Source organism: Streptomyces bicolor, from assembly GCF_000719285.1.
GTDB lineage: Bacteria > Actinomycetota > Actinomycetes > Streptomycetales > Streptomycetaceae > Streptomyces > Streptomyces bicolor.
This window is the reverse complement of record NZ_JOFS01000008.1, coordinates 111,712-133,589: the sequence shown is the minus strand read 5'-3', so window position 1 is coordinate 133,589 and position 21,878 is coordinate 111,712. Positions and strand designations below refer to the sequence as shown.

Here is a 21,878-nt window from a genome sequence, read left to right as displayed (position 1 = left end):
TGGAGGCTGTGCGTCAGCGGTGTGGGCCGTGCCCTCTTAGAGGGGGCGCGGCCCACGCGGCTGTCATGGGACGGTCCACGCGGCCGTCATGGGCGGGAAGGACCGACCGCTCGGCGTGCGGTCACCTCACCGCGCCGACGCGGTCAACGCCTCCCGCTCCAGCCCCAGTTCCCTGGCGAGCGTCTCGTCCACCCACTGCTGGGCACGCGCGCGTGACACCGCGCCGGGGTACGAGGTCAGCTGCACGGCGAGCCCGTCGAGGAGCGCCGTCAGGCGCAGGGCGGTGCCGGTGGGGTCCGGGCAGCGGAACTCGTTCGCGGCCACGCCCTCCGCTATGACCTCGGCGATGGCAGCCTTCCACTGCCGGTCGAGGTCCCGTGTGACCTCCCGCAGCGCGGGCTCGCGCAGCGCCGCCGCCCAGCCCTCGATCCACAGCCGCCAGCCCTTGGCCTGTCCGGTCGGCGCGTACCAGCGCACGGCGGCCCGCAGCCGTCGTAGCGCCGTCGTACGCCGGCCGAGAATCCTGCGCAGATGTCCCAGGTCGCCCTCGGCCGCATGGGCGAAGGCGGCGGCGACCAGTTTCTCCTTGGTGGCGAAGTGATAGAGCACCAGCGCGTTGCTCACCCCGAGCGCCGAGGCCACGTCGGCGATCCTGACCGCCGCCACGCCCCGTGCCTCTATCTGCTCGACGGCGGCCCGCAGCAACTCCTCACGCCGCTCCGCCACGCTCAACCGCACTCTTGTCACTCCGTCACCCTAAGGCCTCGGCACAGGCCGTTTCCTGGCCGCGGACAGGGCGGAGCCCCCTCCGTCAGCCGTCAGCCGTCAGCCGTCAGCCGTCATCCGACAGTCGTCACCGATGCCGGCCGAACCGCCCGCCGTCACCGATGCCGACCGAACCGCTCGGCGATCACCGGCAGCCGCTCCGCCGCGATGGCGTGCGCGGCGGCGCGGGGCGTCGTCCCGTCGGCCTCGGCGCGGGTCAGAGTGAGGTCGATCAGAGCGCGCATCGAGCGTCGCGTGTGGGCGAAGGCCTCGTCCGCGTCGGCGTCGATGTCGCCGAACAGCGTCCACCACCACCAGGCGTTCGTAGCCGAGTTGACCACGACGTCGGGCAGTACGGTGACGCCCCGCGCGGCCAGCAGATCCTCCGCCTCGGGCCGTACGGGCATGTTCGCCGCCTCGGCGATCCATCGGGCGGTGATCCGTTCCTGGTTCGTGCCGTCGATCGCGTACGAGACGGCCGCCGGCACCAGTACCTCCGCCTCGGTCGCCAGCCAGGCGTCGCCCGGCAGTTCGCGGTCGCCGGGGCGCAGCGCCGCGCGGTCGACCGTGCCGTACGCGTCGCGTGCCGCGAGCAGGGCATCGACGTCGAGGCCCGCCGGGTTGGCGATCGTGCCCTTGATGTCGGCGACCGCTACGACTGTCAGCCCCGCGCGCGCGAGGAAGCGCGCCGTGGCGCCGCCCATGGTCCCGAGGCCCTGCACGGCGACGCGCGTCCTCCAGTACGGCACACCGGCCCGGTCCAGCGCGGTGAGCACCGACTCGGCGACCCCGCATCCGCCGACGAGCTCGTCGAGCCCGATGCCGTCCACTTCGACCGCGAACGCGTCCGCGAGCCGCCGCCTGGCGCCGGCCTCGTCGTCGAGCAGCGGATACACGGCCTGGATGGACGAGAGGAGCCCCGCCTCGGCCGCCGCCCGGTCGACCACGTCCTTGGTGAGGCCGAGGTCCTCGCCCGTGGTCCAGAAGCTCTCGATGTACGGCCGCATGATCCGCAGGTAGCGCACCAGGAGCCCGTAGGCCTCCGGATCCCGCGGATCGCAGTCGATGCCCCCCTTGGCACCGCCCAGGGGCACGTACCGCGCCTCGGGGTCGTAGTGCAGGGCTTCCTTCATGCTCATGCCGCGGGCTAGCCCGGTGACCTCGTCCAGGGTGCAGCCCGGCCGCATCCGCAGCCCACCGCTGGACACGCCGCGCACCAGCCGGTCGACGACCAGGAAGCCCTGGCGGCCGGTGACGTGGTCGGTCCAGGTGAGCGACAGGAGTGGGATGGTCATGGGCTCTCCGGTGGGGGCGTGGGGGCCGCGTGCCGTGCACGGTTACTGAACGATGGGTCAGTATCAGAGGAGGGGTGGGGACATGTCAATGTACTGAATGGATCTGCAACGGCGGGCAGTTCGCGGAAACACGGGGGTCGTCGTCCGGAGGCATCCGAAGCGTCACCCGGGCGCAGTGGGAGACGTCTTCCGTGGCTCCGGGGAACTCATCGGGGCCGCCCGGGGTTGTCAGAGGTGCCGACCATAATGGGAGGCCTTACCGACTCCACCTGGAGGTAACCGTGGCCGGTTTCCGTTTCCCGAGCTCAGGGCTGCGCGCCCTGCGGCCCGAGGCCTTCGGCGTGGATCCGAGTGGTGAGCGCATGGCGCGTATCCGCAGATCGCCGCACTTCAGGGACGGGGTGTTCCAGAACCCCGGGGGCACCGCCCGGACCCGGCCCTCCGGGTCCATGCTGGAGTTCGCCAAGGTCTTCTTCGACAAGGACTCCCGGCCCCGCCGTGCGCCGAAGGGCAGCGTGCCGCTTCACCCCACCACATACGCCGACCTGGCCAAGCCGCCCGCCGGCGGGCTGCGCCTGACCTGGCTGGGGCACTCCAGCATCCTGGCGGAGATCGACGGCCGCCGGGTGCTCTTCGATCCCGTGTGGGGCGAGCGCTGCTCCCCGTTCCCCTTCGCCGGGCCCAAGCGGCTGCATCCCGTGCCGCTGCCGCTCGCCGCGCTCGGCCCGGTCGACGTCGTGGTCATCTCGCACGACCACTACGACCATCTCGACATGCCCACGATCAAGGCACTGGCCGGCACGGACACCGTTTTCGCCGTGCCGCTCGGCGTCGGCGCCCACCTCGAACACTGGGGCGTGTCCGCCGACCGGCTGCGCGAGCTGGACTGGCACGAGACCACGAAGATCGGCGGGCTCACCCTGACCGCCACCCCGGCCCGCCACTTCTGCGGCCGCGGACTGCGCAACACGCAGCACACCCTCTGGGCGTCCTGGGTCGTCGCCTCGGCGGAGCACCGGATCTACCACAGCGGTGACACCGGCTATTTCGAGGGCTTCAAGGACATCGGCGCCGACCACGGCCCGTTCGACGCCACGATGATCCAGGTCGGCGCCTATGCGGACTTCTGGCCCGACATCCACATGACACCGGACGAGGGCGTGCGGGCCCACCTCGACCTGCAGAACGGGGATCCGGCCGTGGGTGTCCTGCTGCCGATCCACTGGGGGACCTTCAACCTCGCCCCGCACCCGTGGGCGGAGCCGGGCGAGTGGATGATGCGGGCCACGCACAAGGCCGGGGTCACCTTGGCGGCTCCACTCTGCGGCGAGCCCTTCGAGCCTGCGTCGGTGTCGTCCGTGACGCCGTGGTGGCGTGAGGCCGCCGAGGCGCCCGCCGAGGGGTGGCCGACTTGGCCGCCGGTCGCGTCGGTCGCTGATGACACGGTGGTCGCCTAGAGGGACTTGATCTCGCGGCGGATCCGCAGCACCAGGGAACGCTGCGGGCGTTCGTCGGCTCCACCCGCCCTTCGGGACTGTTCACGCCGGTCGTACGGGAGCTCGCCGGGGCGCACTTGGAGTCATGTGCGCCCTCACGGCCGGTGACGTGCCGGGGGATGGAGACTGCGGCTTCGAGGTGCTGAATCGTCCTGTCAGGGGCGTTCGCGGACCGGGAAACGGGACGTCCGCTTGGGGCTGGGCGCATCGGGTGCCCCGCCCCTGACTTTTCTTCGTGACCACTTCTGACCAGGTCCGATCGTTCGAGTGCTCCATGTGGGCGAACGGTGGAGCTGGTTATCGGTCTGTCGTACGAGGGCTCATACCAGAGCGGGACGCTGCCTGCGGGACTTTGTCAACTGCCCACCGCACATGATGCGGAGGCGACTACTGTGAGTGTCCGTCGGGCGACACGGAGCCGAAATGTGTTGGGCTCTGTCGACCGACATCGCGATGGCGCATGCCCCGGGCCGCGCAGACCGCGCGTACACCCCCAGGCCCCGACCGACGGACCAGTACGAGGACCCCGATGTCTCAACTCCGCGCCCCGGCCACACGCGCAGACCGCCGTGAGGGCGGGCGGCACGGGCGCCCGGCCGCCCGCACCGCACCAGCGCTGCCCGAGACCCATTTAAGGCCCCAACTACTGCGTCTGGCCGTGCTGCCGCCCGTCGCGGTGGCCCTCAGTGCCTGCGCGGCCGTGCTGTTCGTCGTGCGCACCACCGGAGCACGGCCGGGCCTCACCCTGTGGGGCGTCCTGACCGGCGCGATCTCGGTGACCCTCGTCGGCATCCTGATCGCCGCCGTGGCCGCCAACCGCACCGCCAGGTCCGTGAGCGAGCGCATCGACGCCCTGCGCCGCAGCAGCGCGCGCGGCGAGGCCGACCTGCGGGCCCTGGTCGAGGCCCTGCGGCGCGGCGACGGCCCGCCTAAACGCAAGTCACGCAGCGGTGCGCCCGAGGGCGCCGACGATTTCGAACTGCTCGCCGCCGACCTGGCCCGCGCCCACGACGGGGCCGTCACCGCCGTCGTCCAGGCCTCCCAGCTCTCCAGCCAGGCGGGCAGCGAACAGAAGCTCGAGGTCTTCGTCAACCTCGCCCGGCGCCTTCAGTCACTCGTGCACCGCGAGATCTCGATCCTCGACGAGCTGGAGAACGAGATCGAGGACCCCGATCTGCTCAAGGGGCTCTTCCATGTGGACCATCTCGCCACCCGGATCCGCCGCCACGCCGAGAACCTCGCCGTGCTCGGCGGCGCCGTCTCCCGCCGGCAGTGGAGCAACCCGGTCTCCATGACCGAGGTGCTGCGCTCCGCCATCGCGGAGGTCGAGCAGTACTCACGGGTCAAGCTCGTGCCGCCCACCGACGGCACCCTGCGCGGGCACGCCGTCGCCGACGTCATCCACCTGCTGGCGGAACTCGTCGAGAACGCCACGGTGTTCTCCGCCCCGCACACCCAGGTGCTCCTTCGCGCCAACCTCGTGACCTCGGGCCTCGCCGTCGAGGTCGAGGACCGAGGGCTCGGCATGCCCGTCGCCGAGCAGAACCGTATGAACGCCCTGCTCGCCGACCCCGACCAGGTCAACGTCGCCAGCCTGCTGGCGGACGGGCGCATCGGCCTGTTCGTGGTCTCTCAGCTCGCCAAGCGGCACGGCATCCATGTGCGGCTCCAGACCAACATCTACGGCGGTGTCCAGGCCGTACTCGTCGTGCCGCAGGGGCTGTTGGGGACGGAGCCGTGGACGGGCGCCCCGGGCGGCGCGGGACGGGCGCCGGAGTCCCAGGGGCCGCAAGCGGCGGCGGGTACGGCCGTACCACCGCAGACCTCCTCGCAGGTCCGTCCGCAGCAGGCGCCGGTGCCGCCTCAGCAGCATCGGCAGCCCACGTCGACCGCCTCGGCGGGCGGGCAGCGGGGTGCGGCCGCAGCGGCGCCTGGTTCGCCTCGCCCACCGCGGCCGCAGACCGGAGGCAGGGGCGCCGCCGCATCGAGGCCCAGCGGCAACGGAACGGCACCGTTGCCGGTACGCGGTGCCGACGACGGGCGCGCCAACCCGGCGGACGCCGTGCCCGGCATCAGGCCCGGCGAGCGGCGGATCGTCGCGGAGAACACGGTCACGCCGCCGACTCCGCGCACCGGCACAGTCCGCGGCACCATGGGAAAGCCCCAACTACCCCGGCGCCGCGCCCAGGAGCACATCGCGCCTCAACTCCGGGACGCCCCCGCACCGCGCCAGGAACCCGACCACCTCGCCGGGCATGACCCGGGGCTCATGGCGGCGTTCCAGCGGGGCATCGGGCTTGCCGAGACGCAGCAGACCATGGAAGCGGCGCGCATGGACGCGACGCACATGGACGCCGGACAGCGGGAGGCCGGGCACCTGGACACTGGGCGCACGGATGCGGGGCGCACGGACGCCGGGCGCGCGGATGCCGTCCCTGTGGATACAGGGCCCATGGATGTCGGACATATGGACTCTGAGCACATGGGTGGCGGCCATATGGCCGGAGGGTCTCCGGAGTCGGGGCACAGGGAACCCGGACGTGTGGGTCCGGGGCACCTGGGCGGCGCGCACGTGGATGCCGGGCACATGGGCGTGGACCACATGGGCGTGGATCACATGGCCGTGGACCACATGGACACCCCGCACACATCGTCCGGCCACATGACGTACCCGGTGTCCGGCCACACGACCTCGAGCCACGCGGCCTCGGACCACATGGGCTTGGGCCACACGGACAAGGGCCACGGAGACCCCGGCTCCATGGACTCGGCCCGCACCCCCACCACGCCGACCACCACCGCGTATCCGACGATCTCCTCCTACACCCCCCAACCGCTCACGACCTCGGAGACAGCGTCGCGCACCCCGGATCCGACGCGTCCGGACCCCACCCCCGAGCCCACCCGCCTGGAGTCCGTACGCCCGGCATCGATCCGGCTGGAACCGACGAACCTCGACACAGGGCTCCCGCAGCCCACACGTCTGCGCCCGTCGTCCCTGGACGCGCTCCACACGGACGTGACCCCCCTGCCCACCCGGCCCCACATGGACGCAACACCCATGGACCCGGCCCATATGACCGAGACGCACCCCGGGTCCGCGCCCGGCACCGACCACACAACCCGGCACGACGGGAGCGCACCGGCCGGATGACCACGCCCCTGACCAGCTCGAAGTCCGCCTGGGAGGCCACCCCCACCCCCAGCGCTCCCGCAGACCTTCGTACCTCAAGGAGTCGATCCATCATGGCGAGCGAAGCGCCGACCGCTCATGTGTCCGATCTCGACTGGCTGATGAGCGGCCTCGTGCAGCGCGTACCGCACACGACCAGTGCGGTGCTCCTGTCCTGCGACGGGCTCGTGAAGTCGGTTCACGGCCTCGACCCGGACAGCGCCGACCACATGGCCGCCCTGGCCTCCGGCCTGTACTCCCTCGGCCGCAGCGCCGGCGTCCGCTTCGGCGACGGCGGGGACGTGCGCCAGGTCGTCGTCGAGCTCGACTCGACGCTGCTGTTCGTGACCACGGCCGGTTCGGGCACGTGCCTCGCCGTGCTGGCCGGCCGTGAGGCCGACGCGGCGGTGCTGGGCTACGAGATGGCCATGCTCGTCAAGAGTGTCCGCCCGTACCTGGTCACCGCACCCCGCCAGCACTCCGTCGAACCCCCGGCGATGAGGCCTTGAACGTGACGGCGGCCGGCGACGGGCCCTGGCTCGACGACGCGGCCGGACGGCTGGTGCGCCCTTTCACGGTCAGCAACGGCCGTACCAGGCCCACCATCGCGCTCGACCTCATGTCGCAGGTGATGGCCACCGGGGCGACCCCCTTCGGCTATCTCGGCCCCGAGCACGAGCAGGCGCTCGACCTGTGCCGTGCCCCCGTCTCGGTCGCCGAGGTCGCGGCCCACCTGAAGCTGCCGGCGGCGGTCACCAAGGTGCTGCTGTCGGACCTCGTCGACGGCGGGGCGCTCACCACCAAGCCCCCCGAGTTCCACCACAACCCGACTGACCGGGCTCTTCTGGAGGCAGTGCTCGATGGACTACGACGACAGCTCTGACCCCTTCCCCACCGCACTGAAGATCTTGGTGGCGGGAGGGTTCGGGGTCGGCAAGACGACCTTCGTGGGCGCGGTGAGCGAGATCGCGCCGCTCAGCACGGAGGAACTGCTCACCACGGTCAGCGCCGCGACCGACAGCCTCGAAGGCGTCGAGAACAAGGTCGAGACGACGGTGGCCATGGACTTCGGCCGCATCACACTCGACCCGGAACACGTCCTGTACCTGTTCGGCACGCCCGGACAGGAACGGTTCTGGTTCATGTGGGACGAACTCTCCGAGGGCGCGCTCGGCGCGGTCATCCTCGCCGACACCCGGCGGCTGGAGGACTGCTTCGCTGCCGTCGACTTCTTCGAACAGCGGGGCCTCGGTTTCATCGTCGCGATCAACGAGTTCGACGGTGCCTACCGGTACGACCCGGAGGAGGTCCGTGCCGCCATCGACCTCGACCCGGAGATCCCCGTCGTCCGCTGTGACGCCCGGATCTCCAGCTCCGGCGTGCAGACCCTGCTGACTCTCGTACGGCACCTCATCGCCCACACGCCGGCACCCGCGCCGAGCCACGGCGCACACATGTGACACCCGCACACACCAGGACGGAGCCGCATATGACTCACGCCCACAGCGACGGATTCCGCGCATGAGCTATGGCCCACCCCGCCCGGTCGCCCGCCTGCTGCTCACCCCCGAGGACAAGGAGGCCCCCGCCCGTGCAGGGCGACTGCTCCGACTGGGTCTGGGAGAACAACCGGACCCGGCCCTCGACGTCTTCGCGGATCATCTAGCCGGGCTCACCGGGGCGCCGTACGCCATGGTCAACTTCATCGGCGAGAACCGGCAGTTCTTCGCCGGCCTGCATGTGCGGCAGGCAGTGAGCCTGCAGCGCGCCGGTGAATCCAAGCCCCAGCTGGGCCGTCACATGGCGCGAGACCATGGGTTCTGCCCCCATGTGGTCGTCCGACACAAGGCGCTGGTGCTGGAGGATGTCCGCGACTATCCACGGTTCGCGGGGAACCCGATCGTCGACGAGTTCGGCATCCGCTCCTATCTGGGCGCCCCGCTCATCGACTCCACGGGGATGGCGCTGGGCACGGTGTGTGTCGTCGACGTGGAGCCGCGGCCGTGGGGGAGGGCCGGACTGGAGACGATCAAGGCCTCGGCGGCGGAACTGGTGGTGCGGCTTGAGCGGCGGGCGGCGGACGGGCTGCCGCTGTGAGTGTCAAGGTCCATGGGTAGCAGCGGAAGGGACACCATGACCGACCTGCGTCTCGGCGCCCTCGGCTTCGGCCTGCGCGGCTCCCTCGCCCGCACCGCACACCGCCCCGGCCGTGGCTCCCGAGTGACCGTCGTCGCCGACCCCGACCCGGCACGGCGGGACGATGCCGAGGCCCTTGTCCCCGGCGTGCGCACGGTCGACGACCACCGCAAGGTGATCGAGGACCGGGACGTGGACGCCGTGCTCGTCCTGACGCCGGATCACACCCACGCCGACATCGCCTGCGAGGTCCTCCGCGCGTGCAAGCCCGTCTTCGTCGAGAAGCCGCTGGACATCACCGTCGAGCGCTGCGACCGCATCCTGCGCACGGCACGAGAGACCGGCACCCGCCTCTACGTCGGTCACAACATGCGGCACATGCCGGTCGTCCGGCTGATGCGCGACATCGTCGCGCGCGGCGAGATCGGCGAGGTCAAGACGGTCTGGGTACGCCACTTCGTCGGCTACGGCGGCGACTGGTACTTCAAGGACTGGCACGCCGAACGCCGTTGCACCACGGGCCTGTTGCTGCAGAAGGGTGCGCACGACATCGACGTGGTGCACTGGCTCGCGGGCGGGTACACGCGCCGGGTGCAGGCGTTCGGCGATCTCATGGTGTACGGCGACAGCCCGCACCGACGGGCACCGGGCGAACCCAAGGCCGCCGACTGGTACACGAAGGACGGCCATTGGCCGCCGCGCACCCAGCGGGCGCTCAATCCAGTGATCGACGTCGAGGATGTGTCGCTGGTCAACATGTGCCTGGACAACGGGGTGTTGGCCGCCTACCAGCAGTGCCATTTCACCCCCGACTACTGGCGCAACTACACCGTCATCGGTGACGCGGGCCGTCTGGAGAACTTCGGGGACGGGCCCGGGGCGGTGGTGCGGGTGTGGAACTCGCGGCGCTCCGTGCATCGTGGACGGGCCGACGCGGAGTACTCGTTGCCGGATGCGGCGGACGACGCCGGGCACGGCGGCGCGGATCCGCTGGTCATCGCCGAGTTCCTGCGGTTCGTACGGGAGGGAGGGCGGACCGACACCTCGCCGGTGGCCGCGCGGATGGCGGTGGCGGCCGGGTTCGGGGCGACCGAGTCGCTGCGCGCGGGCGGTGTCGTCCATGAGGTGCCACCGCTCGATCCCGCGCTGATCGCGTACTTCGAATGCGGGCAGGGGGCGCCCGGGCCGAGGGCGTGAAGGAAAGCTGTGGCGCCGCTTAAGAAAACCTCGATGGACCAGGGCGGCGCCGTACGGCAGATTGCTACGCGATTCCACCCCTCTTCCCGGCCGCGGGTTTCCTCGGCATGCCCGCGGCCGGGACTCACCCTCAGGAGCCGTAGCGTTGAAAGCGCTGGTCAAGGAGAAGGCGGAGCCCGGGCTGTGGCTCGCGGACGTCCCGGAGCCGGCCGTCGGGCCGGGCGACGTGCTGATCAAGGTGCTGCGCACCGGCATCTGCGGCACCGATCTGCACATCCGGTCCTGGGACGGCTGGGCGCAGCAGGCGATCAGCACCCCGCTCGTGCTCGGGCACGAGTTCGTCGGCGAGGTCGTGGAGACCGGCCGGGACGTCGCGGACATCAAGCCGGGCGACCGGGTCAGCGGCGAGGGCCATCTGGTGTGCGGCAAGTGCCGTAACTGCCTGGCCGGACGGCGCCATCTGTGCCGTGCCACGGTGGGTCTCGGCGTCGGACGCGACGGTGCCTTCGCCGAGTACGTCGCGCTGCCCGCCGCCAATGTGTGGGTGCATCGCGTGCCCGTCGACCTCGACGTCGCCGCGATCTTCGACCCGTTCGGCAACGCCGTGCACACCGCGCTGTCGTTCCCGCTGGTCGGCGAGGACGTCCTGATCACCGGTGCCGGCCCGATCGGCCTGATGGCGGCGGCCGTGGCCCGGCACGCGGGGGCGCGCAACGTCGTGATCACCGATGTCAGCGAGGAGCGGCTGGAGCTGGCCCGCAAGATCGGCGTGAGCCTCGCGCTGAACGTGTCGCGGGCGAGTATCGCCGACGGGCAGCGCGAACTCGGCCTGCGCGAGGGCTTCGACATCGGTCTGGAGATGTCCGGCCGTCCCGAGGCCATGCGCGACATGATCGCCAACATGACGCACGGCGGCCGTATCGCCATGCTCGGCCTGCCCGCGCAGGAGTTCCCGGTCGACTGGGCCCGCATCGTCACCTCGATGATCACCATCAAGGGCATCTACGGCCGTGAGATGTTCGAGACCTGGTACGCGATGTCCGTGCTGCTCGAAGGCGGCCTCGACCTCGCGCCCGTGATCACCGGCCGGTACGGCTACCGCGACTTCGAGGCGGCGTTCGCCGACGCGGCGAGCGGCCGCGGCGGCAAGGTCATCCTCGACTGGACCGCGTGACTCCCTCAACCGCAAGCACCTTCAGGAGCCTTGACATGTTCGACTCCGTGCGCGACGACCTGCGCGCCACCCTCGACGAGATCCGCGCCGCCGGCCTGCACAAGCCCGAGCGCGTCATCGACACGCCACAGTCCGCGACCGTCAACGTCAGCGCGGGCGGCCGCCCCGGCGAGGTCCTCAACTTCTGCGCCAACAACTACCTCGGCCTCGCCGACCACCCCGAGGTGATCGCCGCCGCCCACCAGGCGCTGGACCGCTGGGGCTACGGCATGGCATCGGTCCGCTTCATCTGCGGCACGCAGGAGGTCCACAAGGAGCTGGAGGCCCGCCTGTCGGCGTTCCTCGGCCAGGAGGACACGATCCTGTACTCCTCCTGCTTCGACGCCAACGGCGGCGTCTTCGAGACGCTGCTCGGCCCGGAGGACGCGGTGATCTCCGACGCCCTCAACCACGCGTCGATCATCGACGGCATCCGCCTGTCCAAGGCCCGTCGCTTCCGGTACGCCAACCGGGATCTGGCCGATCTGGAAAGCCAGTTGAAGGAGGCCCAGTCGGCCAGGCGTCGGCTGATCGTCACGGACGGCGTCTTCTCCATGGACGGCTATGTGGCCCCGCTGCGGGAGATCTGCGACCTCGCCGACCGCTACGACGCCATGGTCATGGTCGACGACTCGCACGCCGTCGGCTTCGTCGGCCCCGGCGGCCGCGGCACCCCCGAGCTGCACGGCGTGATGGACCGCGTCGACATCATCACCGGCACCCTGGGCAAGGCCCTCGGCGGCGCCTCCGGCGGCTACGTCGCAGCCCGCGCCGAGATCGTCGCCCTGCTGCGCCAGCGCTCGCGGCCGTACCTCTTCTCCAACACCCTGGCCCCGGTGATCGCGGCGGCCTCCCTCAAGGTCCTCGACCTGCTGGAGTCGGCCGACGACCTGCGCGTCCGGCTGGCCGAGAACACGGCGCTGTTCCGTCGCCGGATGACCGAGGAGGGCTTCGAGATCCTCCCCGGCGACCACGCCATCGCGCCCGTGATGATCGGCGACGCCGCGAGGGCGGGCCGGCTGGCGGAGCTGCTGCTGGAGCGGGGTGTGTATGTGATCGGCTTCTCCTACCCGGTGGTGCCGCAGGGCCAGGCCCGGATCCGAGTCCAGCTGTCCGCCGCGCACTCCACGGACGACGTCAACCGCGCTGTGGACGCCTTCGTGGACGCTCGGGCGGAGCTGGAGGGCTGAGCCGGAGCCCACGGGGCATTTGAGACAATCGATCGCATGATCGAAGCGCGGCGGCTCCACATCCTCCGTGCGGTGGCCGACCACCGCACGGTGACGGCGGCTGCCGCCGCGCTGTACCTGACTCCCTCCGCGGTCTCCCAGCAGCTCGCGGCGCTGGAGCAGGAGACCGGTCACCGCCTGGTCGAGCGCAGCGCCAAGGGCGTACGGCTGACCCCGGCCGGCGAGATCCTGCTCAGCCACACCAACGCGGTCCTGGCCCAGCTGGAGCGGGCGGAGGCGGAGCTGGCGGCATACAGCTCCGGGGCGGCCGGCACGGTCACGGTCGCCTCCTTCGCGACCGGTATCGCCCAGGTCGTCGCCCCCGCGGTGGCCCGCCTCGCCGAGTCGGCGCCGGGTATCCGCATCCGGGTCCAGGACGCGGAGGGTGACGCGAGCCTGCCGATGGTGCTGGACCGGCAGGTGGACGTGGCGGTCGCCGTCGAGTACCGCGGGGCGCCGTCGGCCGACGATCCGCGTCTGACCCACGTACCGCTGTACGCCGAGCCCTTCGACGCGGTCGTCCCCGTCACCCACCGCCTGGCCGACACCGCCGAGGTCCCCCTCGCCGACCTGGCCAAGGACTCCTGGATCGGCCCGTACCCCGGCAACCCCTGTCATGACGTGGTCGTCCTGGCCTGCGAGAACGCCGGCTTCCAGCCCCGCCTCGAACACTCCTCGGACGATTTCCGTGCGGTCGTCGCCCTCGCCTCGGCCGACGCCGGCGTGGCACTCGTACCGCGCTCGGCGCTGCGGGGCATGGACCTCACAGGCGTCGTCGTACGGCCCGTGGACGGCGTGGCGCCCACGCGGCGGGTCTTCGCGGCCGTACGGAGAGGTGCGGAGGAGCATCCGCTGATCAGGCCGGTGCTGGAGGCGCTCGGGGAGGCGGCGGGGGAGTGAGCCGCCCGTAACACGGGCGTTTCATATATGGGATAGAGTCCCGGATATGAAACGCAAGAGTTCGGGCGGTGTCGAGGCCCCGGACCCGGTCGACGCCCGACTCGGCACCCGTCTGGCCGAGCTGCGGGCCGAACGCGGCTGGTCCCTCGGGGAGTTGGCGGACCGCAGCGGTGTGAGCCGCTCGACCCTCTCCCGGGCCGAGCGGGCGGAGATCAGCCCCACCGCCTCGCTGCTCAACCGCCTCTGCCATGTCTACGGCCGGACCATGTCCCAACTGCTCAGCGAGGTCGAGTCCGAGCCCGTGCTGCTGGTGCGGGCCGCGGATCAGCCGGTGTGGGAGGACCGTGACTCGGGGTTCGTACGGCGATCCGTGTCGCCGCCGCACACCGGGCTGCGCGGCGAGATCGTCGAGGGGCGACTCACCGCGGGCGCCGACATCGCCTACGACCGGCCGCCCGTGCCGGGGTTGGAGCAGCACATCTGGGTGCTGGAAGGGGAGCTCGACGTGACGGTGCAGGAGGTCGAGCACCATCTCGCTGCCGGGGACTGTCTGCGGATGCGGGTGTGGGGAGCGACGCGGTTCCGGTGCGCGGGGCCCGAGGCGGTGCGGTATGCGCTGGCGGTGGTGCTGCCGTGATCGTGACACGCCTGGATGAAACCCAACTGCGGGACAGGGTAGAAGAGTTGGCCGAGCTGTTGGTGGACACCGTGGAGGACGGTGCCTCCGTCGGATTCCTCGCACCCCTCGACCGTACGGCGGCCATCGCCTGGTGGGAGGAGCGCGCGGCCGCCGTGGCGGCCGGGCAGTTGGAGGTGTGGGCGGCCTGTGCGGGGGAGCGGACGGTCGGCACGGTCAGCCTGGCGTTCCCCGACAAACCCAACAGCCGCCACCGGGCCGAGCTCGTCAAGCTGATGGTGCACCGGGAGGCGCGGGGGCGTGGCCTCGGCCGCAGACTGCTCACGACCGCGGAAACGGCGGCGATCCGCGCGGGCGTCACCCTCCTTCACCTGGACACCGAGACCGACAGCCTCGCCGAGCGGCTCTACGCCTCCGCCGGGTGGACCCGGGCCGGGGTGATCCCCGACTTCGCGGCGAGCCCGGCCGGGGTTCTGCGGTCGACGACGATCTACTACAAGTACGTCGGGCGATCTGCCGCGAGTACGCCCGTGTAACCGCTCTCACCAGGTGATTGTCAGTGGCAGCCGCTACGGTGCCTTGCATGCCGGATGCCGAAGACGTACGCCGTATCGCCCTGTCTCTGCCGGACACGACGGAGAAGATCGCCTGGAGCATGCCCACGTTCCGGGTCGCGGGCAAGATGTTCGCCACGCTGCCCGAGGACGAGACCTCCATCGCGGTGCGCTGCCCCAAGGAGGAGCGCGACGAACTGGTCCTGGCCGAGCCGCGGAAGTTCTGGATCGCCGACCATGAGGCGCAGTTCGCCTGGGTGCGGGTCCGGCTCGCGTTCCTGGAGGACGAGGCCGAACTGCGCGACATCCTGGCCGACTCCTGGCGCCAGGCCGCCCCGACACGCCTGCTGGACGCCTACCCCGAGTTGGGCCTGCCGGCCGGGGAGTGATCACCTGCCCCGCGCGGCGGGATCATCCGCCGTACACGGGCGGATCACCCGCCACACATAAAGGAGTGCGCGACCACCACCCCGGGTGCGGTATTGTTTCCATGCGCGTTCGGCCGGGGGAAACCCCAGGTCAGACGGCATCGGGACGTGGCGCAGCTTGGTAGCGCACTTGACTGGGGGTCAAGGGGTCGCAGGTTCAAATCCTGTCGTCCCGACAACTGTAGGACATGGTTGTCGCAGGTCAGGGCCTTGGATCACATTATGTGAGACAGGGCCCTCGGTCGTTTCCAGGCTCTGGTCTCACAGTCTCTCACCGCGTGGCGGGTCGGTTCTTGTCTGCCGTCGGGCTCCCCGGGACCCCTCCCGGGCGTGTAGCCGCACCATGCGGGGACCGGAACCGTTCCGTGCCCGGGGGAGACCAGGATGAACGACCACACGCAAGCCGTACCCGCCATGCCGACCTCCGCGCCCGACACCGTCAGGGCACACGACCCGCTGGCCGTCGCCCTGGGCAACGCCTCGCTGCTCGGGGTCGGTTATCTGATGCTGCGGCGGCTCAGGCTCGCCCTGGCGGCCGTGGTCGTGACGGTCGTGCTGGTGTCCCGGCTCGTCGCGACGGCCGACGCGGCGTACGAAGTCGCCGTGCTCGTGTGGTGGGTGGCTGTCGTCGGCCACGGGTGGTTCCTGGCGCGCAGAGGCGGAGGCAGGGGTCCGGCGCGCGGTCGGCGACTGGTAGCGCTCGGCGTCACGCTGCCGGTGCTGCTGACCGTGGGGTTGCTGCGGTTCGACGCTGCGAGGATCGGGCAGAGCGTGACCGACGCCCGCGAACGCGGCGACTGCGCGGGGGTGTTGAGCGCACAGGACGAGGTGTGGTTCGGGCACCGTGTCGCCGACGCGCCACTGAGCGCCCGGGGCGACGACGTCGTACGGGCATGCGACCGGCTGCGCACGGCCCGAGCCGAGTTGGCCACCGCGCTGGCCGGGGACACCGAGGCCCTGAAGCGGGGCTTCGGCACACTCGCGTCGGTTCTCGCGGAACCCGGCAACGCGAAGACGGTCGAGACGACCCTCGACGGATTCCTGCGTGGCCTGCCCACCAAGGATCCCTGCGAGACGGTCACCGTCACCGACTGGCTCCACGGCCGAGTGCGCAGCGACGACGTACTGGACCGGTCCGCCGACACGGTCGAGCGGACCGCCCCCGCCGCGCTGGTCGGGTGCGGTGACGACCTCATGGCGAACGACAGCTGGGAGCCGGCCCGGACGCACTACGAGCAGCTCCTCGACCGGTACCCCGACCACGAACTCGCGGACCGGGCGCGGAAGGGAGCCAGGAAGGCCACGCTGAGCATCGAGCTCGCCAACGTCCGCAACCTGCTCTCCGCGGAAGCCGACACGCAGCCCGAGTACTGCACCCACCCGGCGAAGTACAGCGGCGCCAAGCCCGTCGGCAAGGGCACCAACCGTGCGCTGTTCTACGCCGCCGACGGATACAGCATCGCGGCCGACTACCCGAAGCGGTTCCCCGGCTCCTGGAAGGCGGGCGACGCGGCAGACGCCACGCTGGTGGTCTGCATGGGCGAGGAGAGGTTCGGCCCGTCCGTCGAGACGTGCCCGTACGAGAGCAGGTCCTCCGGCACCCTCTCGTACGTGAGCTTCCACAAGATCGAGATTCCGGTGAAGGTCTACGAGCTGCGCACCGGCAAGGTGGTCGCCGACCGCACCCTCCAGATCGGCGGCACGAGCTGCCCCTCGGTCGTCTACGCCGAGGAGGGCACCTCCCCGGGGCCGATGTTCGTCAAGGCGTCCAAGTCCGCCGTCAGCGCCGCCTTCCGGCCGCTGGTCGTGCGGTGAACGGCGGGAGCCGCGGTCCGGGAGGGCTCCCGCGTGAGGCGAGTGAGCATGACGTCGGCGAGCGCCGGGAGTTGACGGCGGCCGCTCCGGAAGCGCGGCCGAGGAAGGGGACGTTGGTGACACGGGAGGAACGGGTCATCGCCGGGCGCTACCGGCTGGGTCAGCGGCTGGGCTCGGGCGGCGGGGGAGATGTCTGGCTGGCCGAGGACGAGGAGCTCCGGGTCCGGGTCGCCGTCAAGGAGATCGACGTACCGCGCGAGCCGAGCGGATCCGGCGACGACCCCGCCGGGCGGGGCCGCAAGGAGGCCCTGAAGGCGGCGCAGTTGCGCGAGCACCCGAACGTGATCACGGTGTACGACGTGGTGGAGGAGGACGGCCGCCCGTGGATCGTGATGGAGTACCTGCAGGGCACGCGGGACCTGCGTGCCGTGGTGAAGGAGCGCGGTGCGCTGCCGAGCGACGAGGTCGCCGGGATCGGGGCGGCTGCCCTCGACGCCCTCTGCGCAGGACACCGGCTCGGCATCATCCACCGGGACGTGAAGCCTTCCAACATCCTGCTGGCGCCGGATCATTCGGGCGCCGCCGATCGCCGGGTCCTGCTCACGGACTACGGCATATCGCTGTGGCCCCGGGAGACCCGGGTCACCCAGAGCGGCATGGTGGTCGGCACCCCCGGCTTCCTGGCCCCGGAGCGGCTGTCCGGCGGCGAGGCGACGCCCGCGACCGACCTGTTCTCGCTCGGCGTCACCCTCTACTTCGCCGTCGAGGGCACCTCCCCGTTCGAACGGGACACGCTCGACGCGGCCCTCATGGCGGCGCTGACCGCGGAACCCGAGCCGCCGCGGCGGGCGAGCGATCCGCTGAGCCACGTGATCATGGGGCTGCGCGTCAAGGATCCGGACGGGCGCATGCAGCCTGCACGGGCGCGCGAACTGCTTGCCGAGGCCCTGGACAGCGAGGTCACGGGCAGCGGGGCCATGGGTCGTGGCGTTGCGGGAAGCGAAGTCGGCGCCGCGACGGAGCCCGCCCGTCCCCCGCGTTCCTGGAAGGAGCGCCTCGCCGCCGGCCGGCGCACCTCGGGTGCCGCTCGCCGCTCGCCCGCACTGCGCACCCCCGTCCTGCTGGCGCTCGCCGCCGTGCTGGCCGGGGGCGGCGGATTCGCGCTGGGCGCCGCCACCTACCACGACGGGCGGGCCGAGGCGAAGGGGCCGCAGCCCGGGACGAAGGTGGCCGCGACAACGTCCCCTTCCCCGACCGCCTCTCCGACCCGCTCCCCGACGGTGACCCGCGCCGCATATCCGTACGGCAGGCAGGCGGGGTTGCGTGACGGGCTCATGCCTGGGCAGTGCGTCGAGGCCGACTGGAAGGACGGGGAGTACCGGGGACGGCCCGCGATCAAGCTCGTCAGCTGCTACGACGACGATCCCGAGGGCCAGGTCATCGCGACCGTCGCGGCCGACGGCGCCGTGCGGGCTTCAGGCACGGAGTCGGTACGGGACGAGTGCACGCGCCGCACCGCCGAGTTGCGCGAGACCATGGCCGACCCGGTGCTGTACGTCCTCACACCCGAGACGGGGCAGAGCGACCCGCCGGAGTCGGCCTGCCTGCTCTTCCTGAGGCACGCCACCCTCGGCGGGCCGCTCGGCGGCTTCCGCAAGTTCGGCGACGAGGTGTACATCACACAGCAGGGCCCGGGTGACTGCATCACCTCCGAGGAGGACGAGGACGGCACGATCACCGACACCCTGGTGAGCTGCGAGAAGCCGCACCACGAACAGGTGGTCGGCTGGACCTGGGCCGCGGGCGACGGCTCGACGGACAGCGTCGACACGGATGGGCTCTGCGAGGACAAGTACGGCGTCAACTGGGCCCGCGGCAAGGGACACGAGATGCGGGGCTGGCAATCCTCCGACGAGGAGTGGGACGCCGGATTCCGCTACGTGCTGTGCAGCGTGGGCCGGGAGGACGGAGGGAAGCTCCCGGGAGGAGCGCTGAAGTCCGCGTACTGACCCCCGGCTCCTCGGCCGTACGGGAGGGGTCCCGCAGAGGAGGCGGAGAATCGTCGGTACGTCGTACGCCCACCGCGAGGCCTGCCGGCCACCGCGAAGCCCGCCGGCCGCCGCAAAGGCTGTCAGCCCGCCGCAAAGCCCATGAACCACCGAGCAGTTCACGAACCGAGGAGACCAGCGATGCCCCTCTCCGCCAGCCTCGCGCGTGGTGTCGCGCCCACCACGCCCGGGACCCTGCACGCCCGCACGGTCACCGGAGAGCTCAGCGCACCGCCCCACCAGGGACTGACGGTCCGCTTCGGGCGCGGTGAGAAGCCGGACGTGGACCTGGGGGTCGGCGTGGACGACCTGCGGGTGAGCCGACGGCACGGCGAGCTGACGTACCTTCAAGGGATGTGGTGGCTGCGCAACACCGGGCAGCAGCTCGTCCGACTGCCCCGCGGCCGGATGATGCACCTCACCACCGAGCCGATCCCGCTCGCCACCGGCTACACCCCGCTGTTCGTGAAGGGCTCCGGCTACCGTGAGCACCTGGTCGAGCTGTACGTGGCGGGCCACGACGACCAGGGGATGGTGTCGCGACGGCGTGCCGATACCGTACGACCGGAGACGTGGTCGCTGGACGACGACGAGCGGCTGCTACTGGTGGTCCTAGGGCAGCGGTACCTGCTGTACGAGGAGGACCCGCGCCCGCTGACGTACCGTCAGGCCGCTGAGCGGCTCGCCTACTTGCGTCCCGACGCCAAGTGGAACGAGCGCAGGATCGAGTTCCGCGTCGAGGCCGTACGCCGTCGGCTGCACGGCACCGGCTTCAAGTACCCGCTGCTGCACGACAAGTCGGAGGGCCGCCGCCCCGCCGACAACAGTCTGCTGCACAACCTGATCAGGGGGCTCGTGGAGTCCACGACTCTCGTGCCGCCGGACCTGGAACTGATGGAGGACGAGGAGAACTGGCCGGACTCCGCGCTCTGAGGACGGCCCCGGGGCGGGGCCCGTCCGTCACGGCTCGCGTGTCAACGCGCGCGGAGTTCGGCGGCGGCGGATGCCGCGAGGTCCCTGGCCATCGTGCAGAGCTTGTCCGTGGGCTGTTGCCCGCCCACCTCCAGACGCACCATCTCGGCGGCGGTCTCGGCGTCCTGGCCGCTGTACCTGCGGTACTCGACGAAGGCCGTACAGGTGTCGCCGTCGTCGTTCTGCTCGATGATCGTGCGGTATCCGCTGAGCGTGACGGCGGTGGCGCCGTCCTCCGCGGACTTGGGCTGATCGCGGAAGAAGCTCACCTCCGCGTCCAGTTCGTCGACGTCGCTCGACCACTCGCAGCTCCAGTCCGCGACGCCGACCTCCGGCACATCGGCCTTGAGGCCGGGAACGACGGACAGCGCCTTGGTGCCGAGCAGCTCGCAGGCGTTCGCCCAGGCAAGCGACGCGCGCGGGTACGCCGGTGAACGACGCTCGAGCCGACCGCGGTTGAGGACCTCGGCCGCGCTCGTGGCCGCCTTGTGGGCGACCGTGCACAGGGTCGCGTTGCCGCCGACCACGGAGCCCTTGCCCATGTTGACGCGGACCCCGACCAGGGTGTCCTCGGTGTCTGCGTCGGACGTCAGCAGCAGCTTGCACTCGTCGCTCTCGCCCTGCTCCTCCCGGATTCCGATCCGCCCGACGGTGCGGGAGGGCTTCGATCCCTCGGGCGGCGAGCCCCGCAGGAGACTGACCGACACATCGATCCGGGTCTTGTCGTCGATGCCCACGAGCACGTCGCAGCGGTCGAAGTTCCCGTAGTCCACGTCCACGCGGATGTCCCCGTCGCCGAACTGGTCGAGAGCGGCGGGGTCGGTCAGGGCGCATACATCGGCCGTGTGCGGGTCGCCGATCAGCGCCTGCGGTTCGCTGCCCGAGGCGTCCTTGCCCAGCGCGCTCTGGCCGGGCCCGGGTGCCTTCCCGTCGGCGCCGTCGTCGGGGACGAGGGCGAGCCCCAGGGCGAGCACGGCGGTGATGCCGAGCGCGGCCGCGATCAGTGGCCGGCGGCGTCGGCGACCGGTGACGGTGGTGGCCGAGGCGGCCCCGGAGGACTTCGGGTCGGATCCGGCGACCTCCTCCAGGAGCCGCTTGACCTCGACGGCGTCGGGGCGTTGCCGGGGGTCGCGTTGGAGCATGGCGGTGAGCACGGGGTACAGCGGCCCCACGGCGGCGGCGTCCAGCTCGACGACGCCCTGCTCGGCCTTCCAGTACCTCAGCCGCTCGGCTTCCTCTCCGTCGGTCCCCGTCCCGGCGGGGCCGGTGTCGTCGTCGGGGGCGTCACCGCGCGGCGGGGCGCCGGTGACCAGGGCGTGGAGGGTGGCGGCCAGGCAGAAGACGTCCGACGCCGGGCGGGGGACGTTGCCCCGGGCCAGCTCGGGGGCGGCGTAGTCCGGGGTGAAGCTGTACGGGCCGTTGACGGTGATGGTCTCGGAGCCGCCGGCTCGATAGGCGGCACCGAAGTCCAGTAACTTCGCGGCCCCGTGCCGGGTGAGGCCGATGTTCGCGGGCTTGACGTCGCAGTGGACGACGCCGGCCTCGTGCAGCGCGGCCAGCGCGTCGGCGAGCTGGGCGCCGATGCGGGCCGCCCGCTCGGGAGAGACCGTCGGCTGCCGGTCCAGGCCACCGCTGGGGACGTACTCCATGACGAACCAGTACGTCTGTGAATGGGCGCCGTCCTTCGGGCCGGCTCCGTGCTCCGGGCCGTCGCCGTCCTTCGAACGTGAACCGTCCTGTGGCACCGTCACGACGTCGTAGAGGGTCACCACGTGCGGATGATCGCGGAACTTGGCCAGGGCACGCGGTTCGCCGAGCAGCCGCCGCACCGCCGTCTCGCTCTCGCCGTCGGTCCGCTCCGGTTTGAGGGCGACGTCCTGGCCCACCACGGTGTCGTGGGCCTGCCACACATCGCCGCCTCGCCCCGTGCCGATGACTTCCTTGAGGACATAGCGGTCGGCGAACTGGTCTCCGGAACGCACGGATCTTCCCCCTCGGTCGAGCCCGGAACGCACGCGGCC

The 21,878-nt window shown here is 71.4% G+C and carries 19 protein-coding genes and 1 tRNA gene; 17 read left to right on the top strand and 3 right to left on the bottom strand.

The genetic code is table 11. The features are described from left to right. Nucleotides 1-126 precede the first annotated feature (126 nt). Both IF78_RS0112020 and IF78_RS0112015 read right to left on the bottom strand, forming a co-directional pair. Complete coding sequence (locus IF78_RS0112020; RefSeq protein WP_199921396.1) at nucleotides 127-747, bottom strand: TetR/AcrR family transcriptional regulator; 621 nt, start codon at nucleotides 745-747, stop codon at nucleotides 127-129. Nucleotides 748-881: 134 nt separating this feature from the next. Next, entirely contained in the window at nucleotides 882-2,060 is a 1,179-nt protein-coding gene (locus IF78_RS0112015) for a Glu/Leu/Phe/Val dehydrogenase dimerization domain-containing protein (RefSeq protein WP_031481100.1), read from the bottom strand. 281 nt (nucleotides 2,061-2,341) lie between these two features. Here IF78_RS0112015 and IF78_RS0112010 point away from each other — a divergent pair, with 281 nt between their 5' ends. The 17 genes from IF78_RS0112010 to IF78_RS0111925 all read left to right on the top strand — a co-directional run bounded on the left by IF78_RS0112010 (nucleotide 2,342) and on the right by IF78_RS0111925 (nucleotide 19,818). After that, on the top strand, nucleotides 2,342-3,517 hold the full coding sequence (locus IF78_RS0112010) for an MBL fold metallo-hydrolase (RefSeq protein WP_031481101.1): 1,176 nt from the start codon (nucleotides 2,342-2,344) through the stop codon (nucleotides 3,515-3,517). A gap of 568 nt (nucleotides 3,518-4,085) precedes the next feature. Then, nucleotides 4,086-6,710 carry a sensor histidine kinase gene (locus tag IF78_RS51090; RefSeq protein ID WP_234439805.1) on the top strand — a complete coding sequence of 875 codons (2,625 nt, stop codon included), beginning with the start codon at nucleotides 4,086-4,088 and terminating at the stop codon, nucleotides 6,708-6,710. 92 nt (nucleotides 6,711-6,802) lie between these two features. Beyond that, nucleotides 6,803-7,237, top strand: coding sequence for a roadblock/LC7 domain-containing protein (locus tag IF78_RS0111995; RefSeq protein WP_031481103.1), 435 nt, complete (start codon nucleotides 6,803-6,805; stop codon nucleotides 7,235-7,237). A gap of 2 nt (nucleotides 7,238-7,239) precedes the next feature. Then, on the top strand, nucleotides 7,240-7,611 hold the full coding sequence (locus tag IF78_RS0111990; RefSeq protein WP_031481104.1) for a DUF742 domain-containing protein: 372 nt from the start codon (nucleotides 7,240-7,242) through the stop codon (nucleotides 7,609-7,611). Then, a complete protein-coding gene (locus IF78_RS0111985; RefSeq protein ID WP_031481105.1) occupies nucleotides 7,589-8,188 on the top strand; it encodes a GTP-binding protein in 600 nt (199 codons plus the stop codon). Before IF78_RS0111990 ends, IF78_RS0111985 begins: the two co-directional genes overlap by 23 nt. 61 nt (nucleotides 8,189-8,249) lie before the next feature. Next, nucleotides 8,250-8,825 (top strand): GAF domain-containing protein, encoded by a 576-nt coding sequence (locus tag IF78_RS0111980; RefSeq protein ID WP_031481106.1) that lies wholly within the window; start codon nucleotides 8,250-8,252, stop codon nucleotides 8,823-8,825. A gap of 36 nt (nucleotides 8,826-8,861) precedes the next feature. Beyond that, the gene (locus tag IF78_RS0111975; RefSeq protein WP_031481107.1) at nucleotides 8,862-10,061 is read left to right on the top strand and encodes a Gfo/Idh/MocA family protein; all 1,200 of its coding nucleotides are present in this window, start codon (nucleotides 8,862-8,864) and stop codon (nucleotides 10,059-10,061) included. Between the two features lie 145 nt (nucleotides 10,062-10,206). Beyond that, nucleotides 10,207-11,235 carry an L-threonine 3-dehydrogenase gene (gene tdh / locus IF78_RS0111970; protein ID WP_031481108.1) on the top strand — a complete coding sequence of 343 codons (1,029 nt, stop codon included), beginning with the start codon at nucleotides 10,207-10,209 and terminating at the stop codon, nucleotides 11,233-11,235. A 35-nt stretch (nucleotides 11,236-11,270) separates the two neighbouring features. Next, complete coding sequence (locus IF78_RS0111965) at nucleotides 11,271-12,464, top strand: glycine C-acetyltransferase (protein WP_031481109.1); 1,194 nt, start codon at nucleotides 11,271-11,273, stop codon at nucleotides 12,462-12,464. Between the two features lie 36 nt (nucleotides 12,465-12,500). Next, nucleotides 12,501-13,403, top strand: coding sequence for a LysR family transcriptional regulator (locus IF78_RS0111960; RefSeq protein WP_031481110.1), 903 nt, complete (start codon nucleotides 12,501-12,503; stop codon nucleotides 13,401-13,403). A 46-nt stretch (nucleotides 13,404-13,449) separates the two neighbouring features. Further along, nucleotides 13,450-14,040 (top strand): helix-turn-helix domain-containing protein, encoded by a 591-nt coding sequence (locus IF78_RS0111955; RefSeq protein ID WP_031481111.1) that lies wholly within the window; start codon nucleotides 13,450-13,452, stop codon nucleotides 14,038-14,040. Beyond that, nucleotides 14,037-14,576: a GNAT family N-acetyltransferase gene (locus IF78_RS0111950; RefSeq protein WP_031481112.1), complete on the top strand. Its 540-nt coding sequence runs from the start codon at nucleotides 14,037-14,039 to the stop codon at nucleotides 14,574-14,576. Before IF78_RS0111955 ends, IF78_RS0111950 begins: the two co-directional genes overlap by 4 nt. A gap of 47 nt (nucleotides 14,577-14,623) precedes the next feature. Further along, the gene (locus IF78_RS0111945) at nucleotides 14,624-14,983 is read left to right on the top strand and encodes an MmcQ/YjbR family DNA-binding protein (RefSeq protein ID WP_031481113.1); all 360 of its coding nucleotides are present in this window, start codon (nucleotides 14,624-14,626) and stop codon (nucleotides 14,981-14,983) included. 141 nt (nucleotides 14,984-15,124) lie between these two features. Beyond that, nucleotides 15,125-15,198: transfer RNA gene (locus IF78_RS0111940), tRNA-Pro, on the top strand. A gap of 208 nt (nucleotides 15,199-15,406) precedes the next feature. Next, complete coding sequence (locus IF78_RS45400) at nucleotides 15,407-16,837, top strand: tetratricopeptide repeat protein (RefSeq protein WP_107049924.1); 1,431 nt, start codon at nucleotides 15,407-15,409, stop codon at nucleotides 16,835-16,837. A gap of 116 nt (nucleotides 16,838-16,953) precedes the next feature. Continuing rightward, nucleotides 16,954-18,846 (top strand): serine/threonine-protein kinase, encoded by a 1,893-nt coding sequence (locus IF78_RS0111930; protein WP_031481115.1) that lies wholly within the window; start codon nucleotides 16,954-16,956, stop codon nucleotides 18,844-18,846. 180 nt (nucleotides 18,847-19,026) lie between these two features. Further along, on the top strand, nucleotides 19,027-19,818 hold the full coding sequence (locus IF78_RS0111925) for an FHA domain-containing protein (protein WP_031481116.1): 792 nt from the start codon (nucleotides 19,027-19,029) through the stop codon (nucleotides 19,816-19,818). A 41-nt stretch (nucleotides 19,819-19,859) separates the two neighbouring features. On the opposite strand, the gene IF78_RS0111920 is transcribed toward IF78_RS0111925, so the two are convergent. Continuing rightward, on the bottom strand, nucleotides 19,860-21,839 hold the full coding sequence (locus tag IF78_RS0111920; protein ID WP_031481117.1) for a serine/threonine-protein kinase: 1,980 nt from the start codon (nucleotides 21,837-21,839) through the stop codon (nucleotides 19,860-19,862). Between the last annotated feature and the right edge of the window lie 39 nt (nucleotides 21,840-21,878).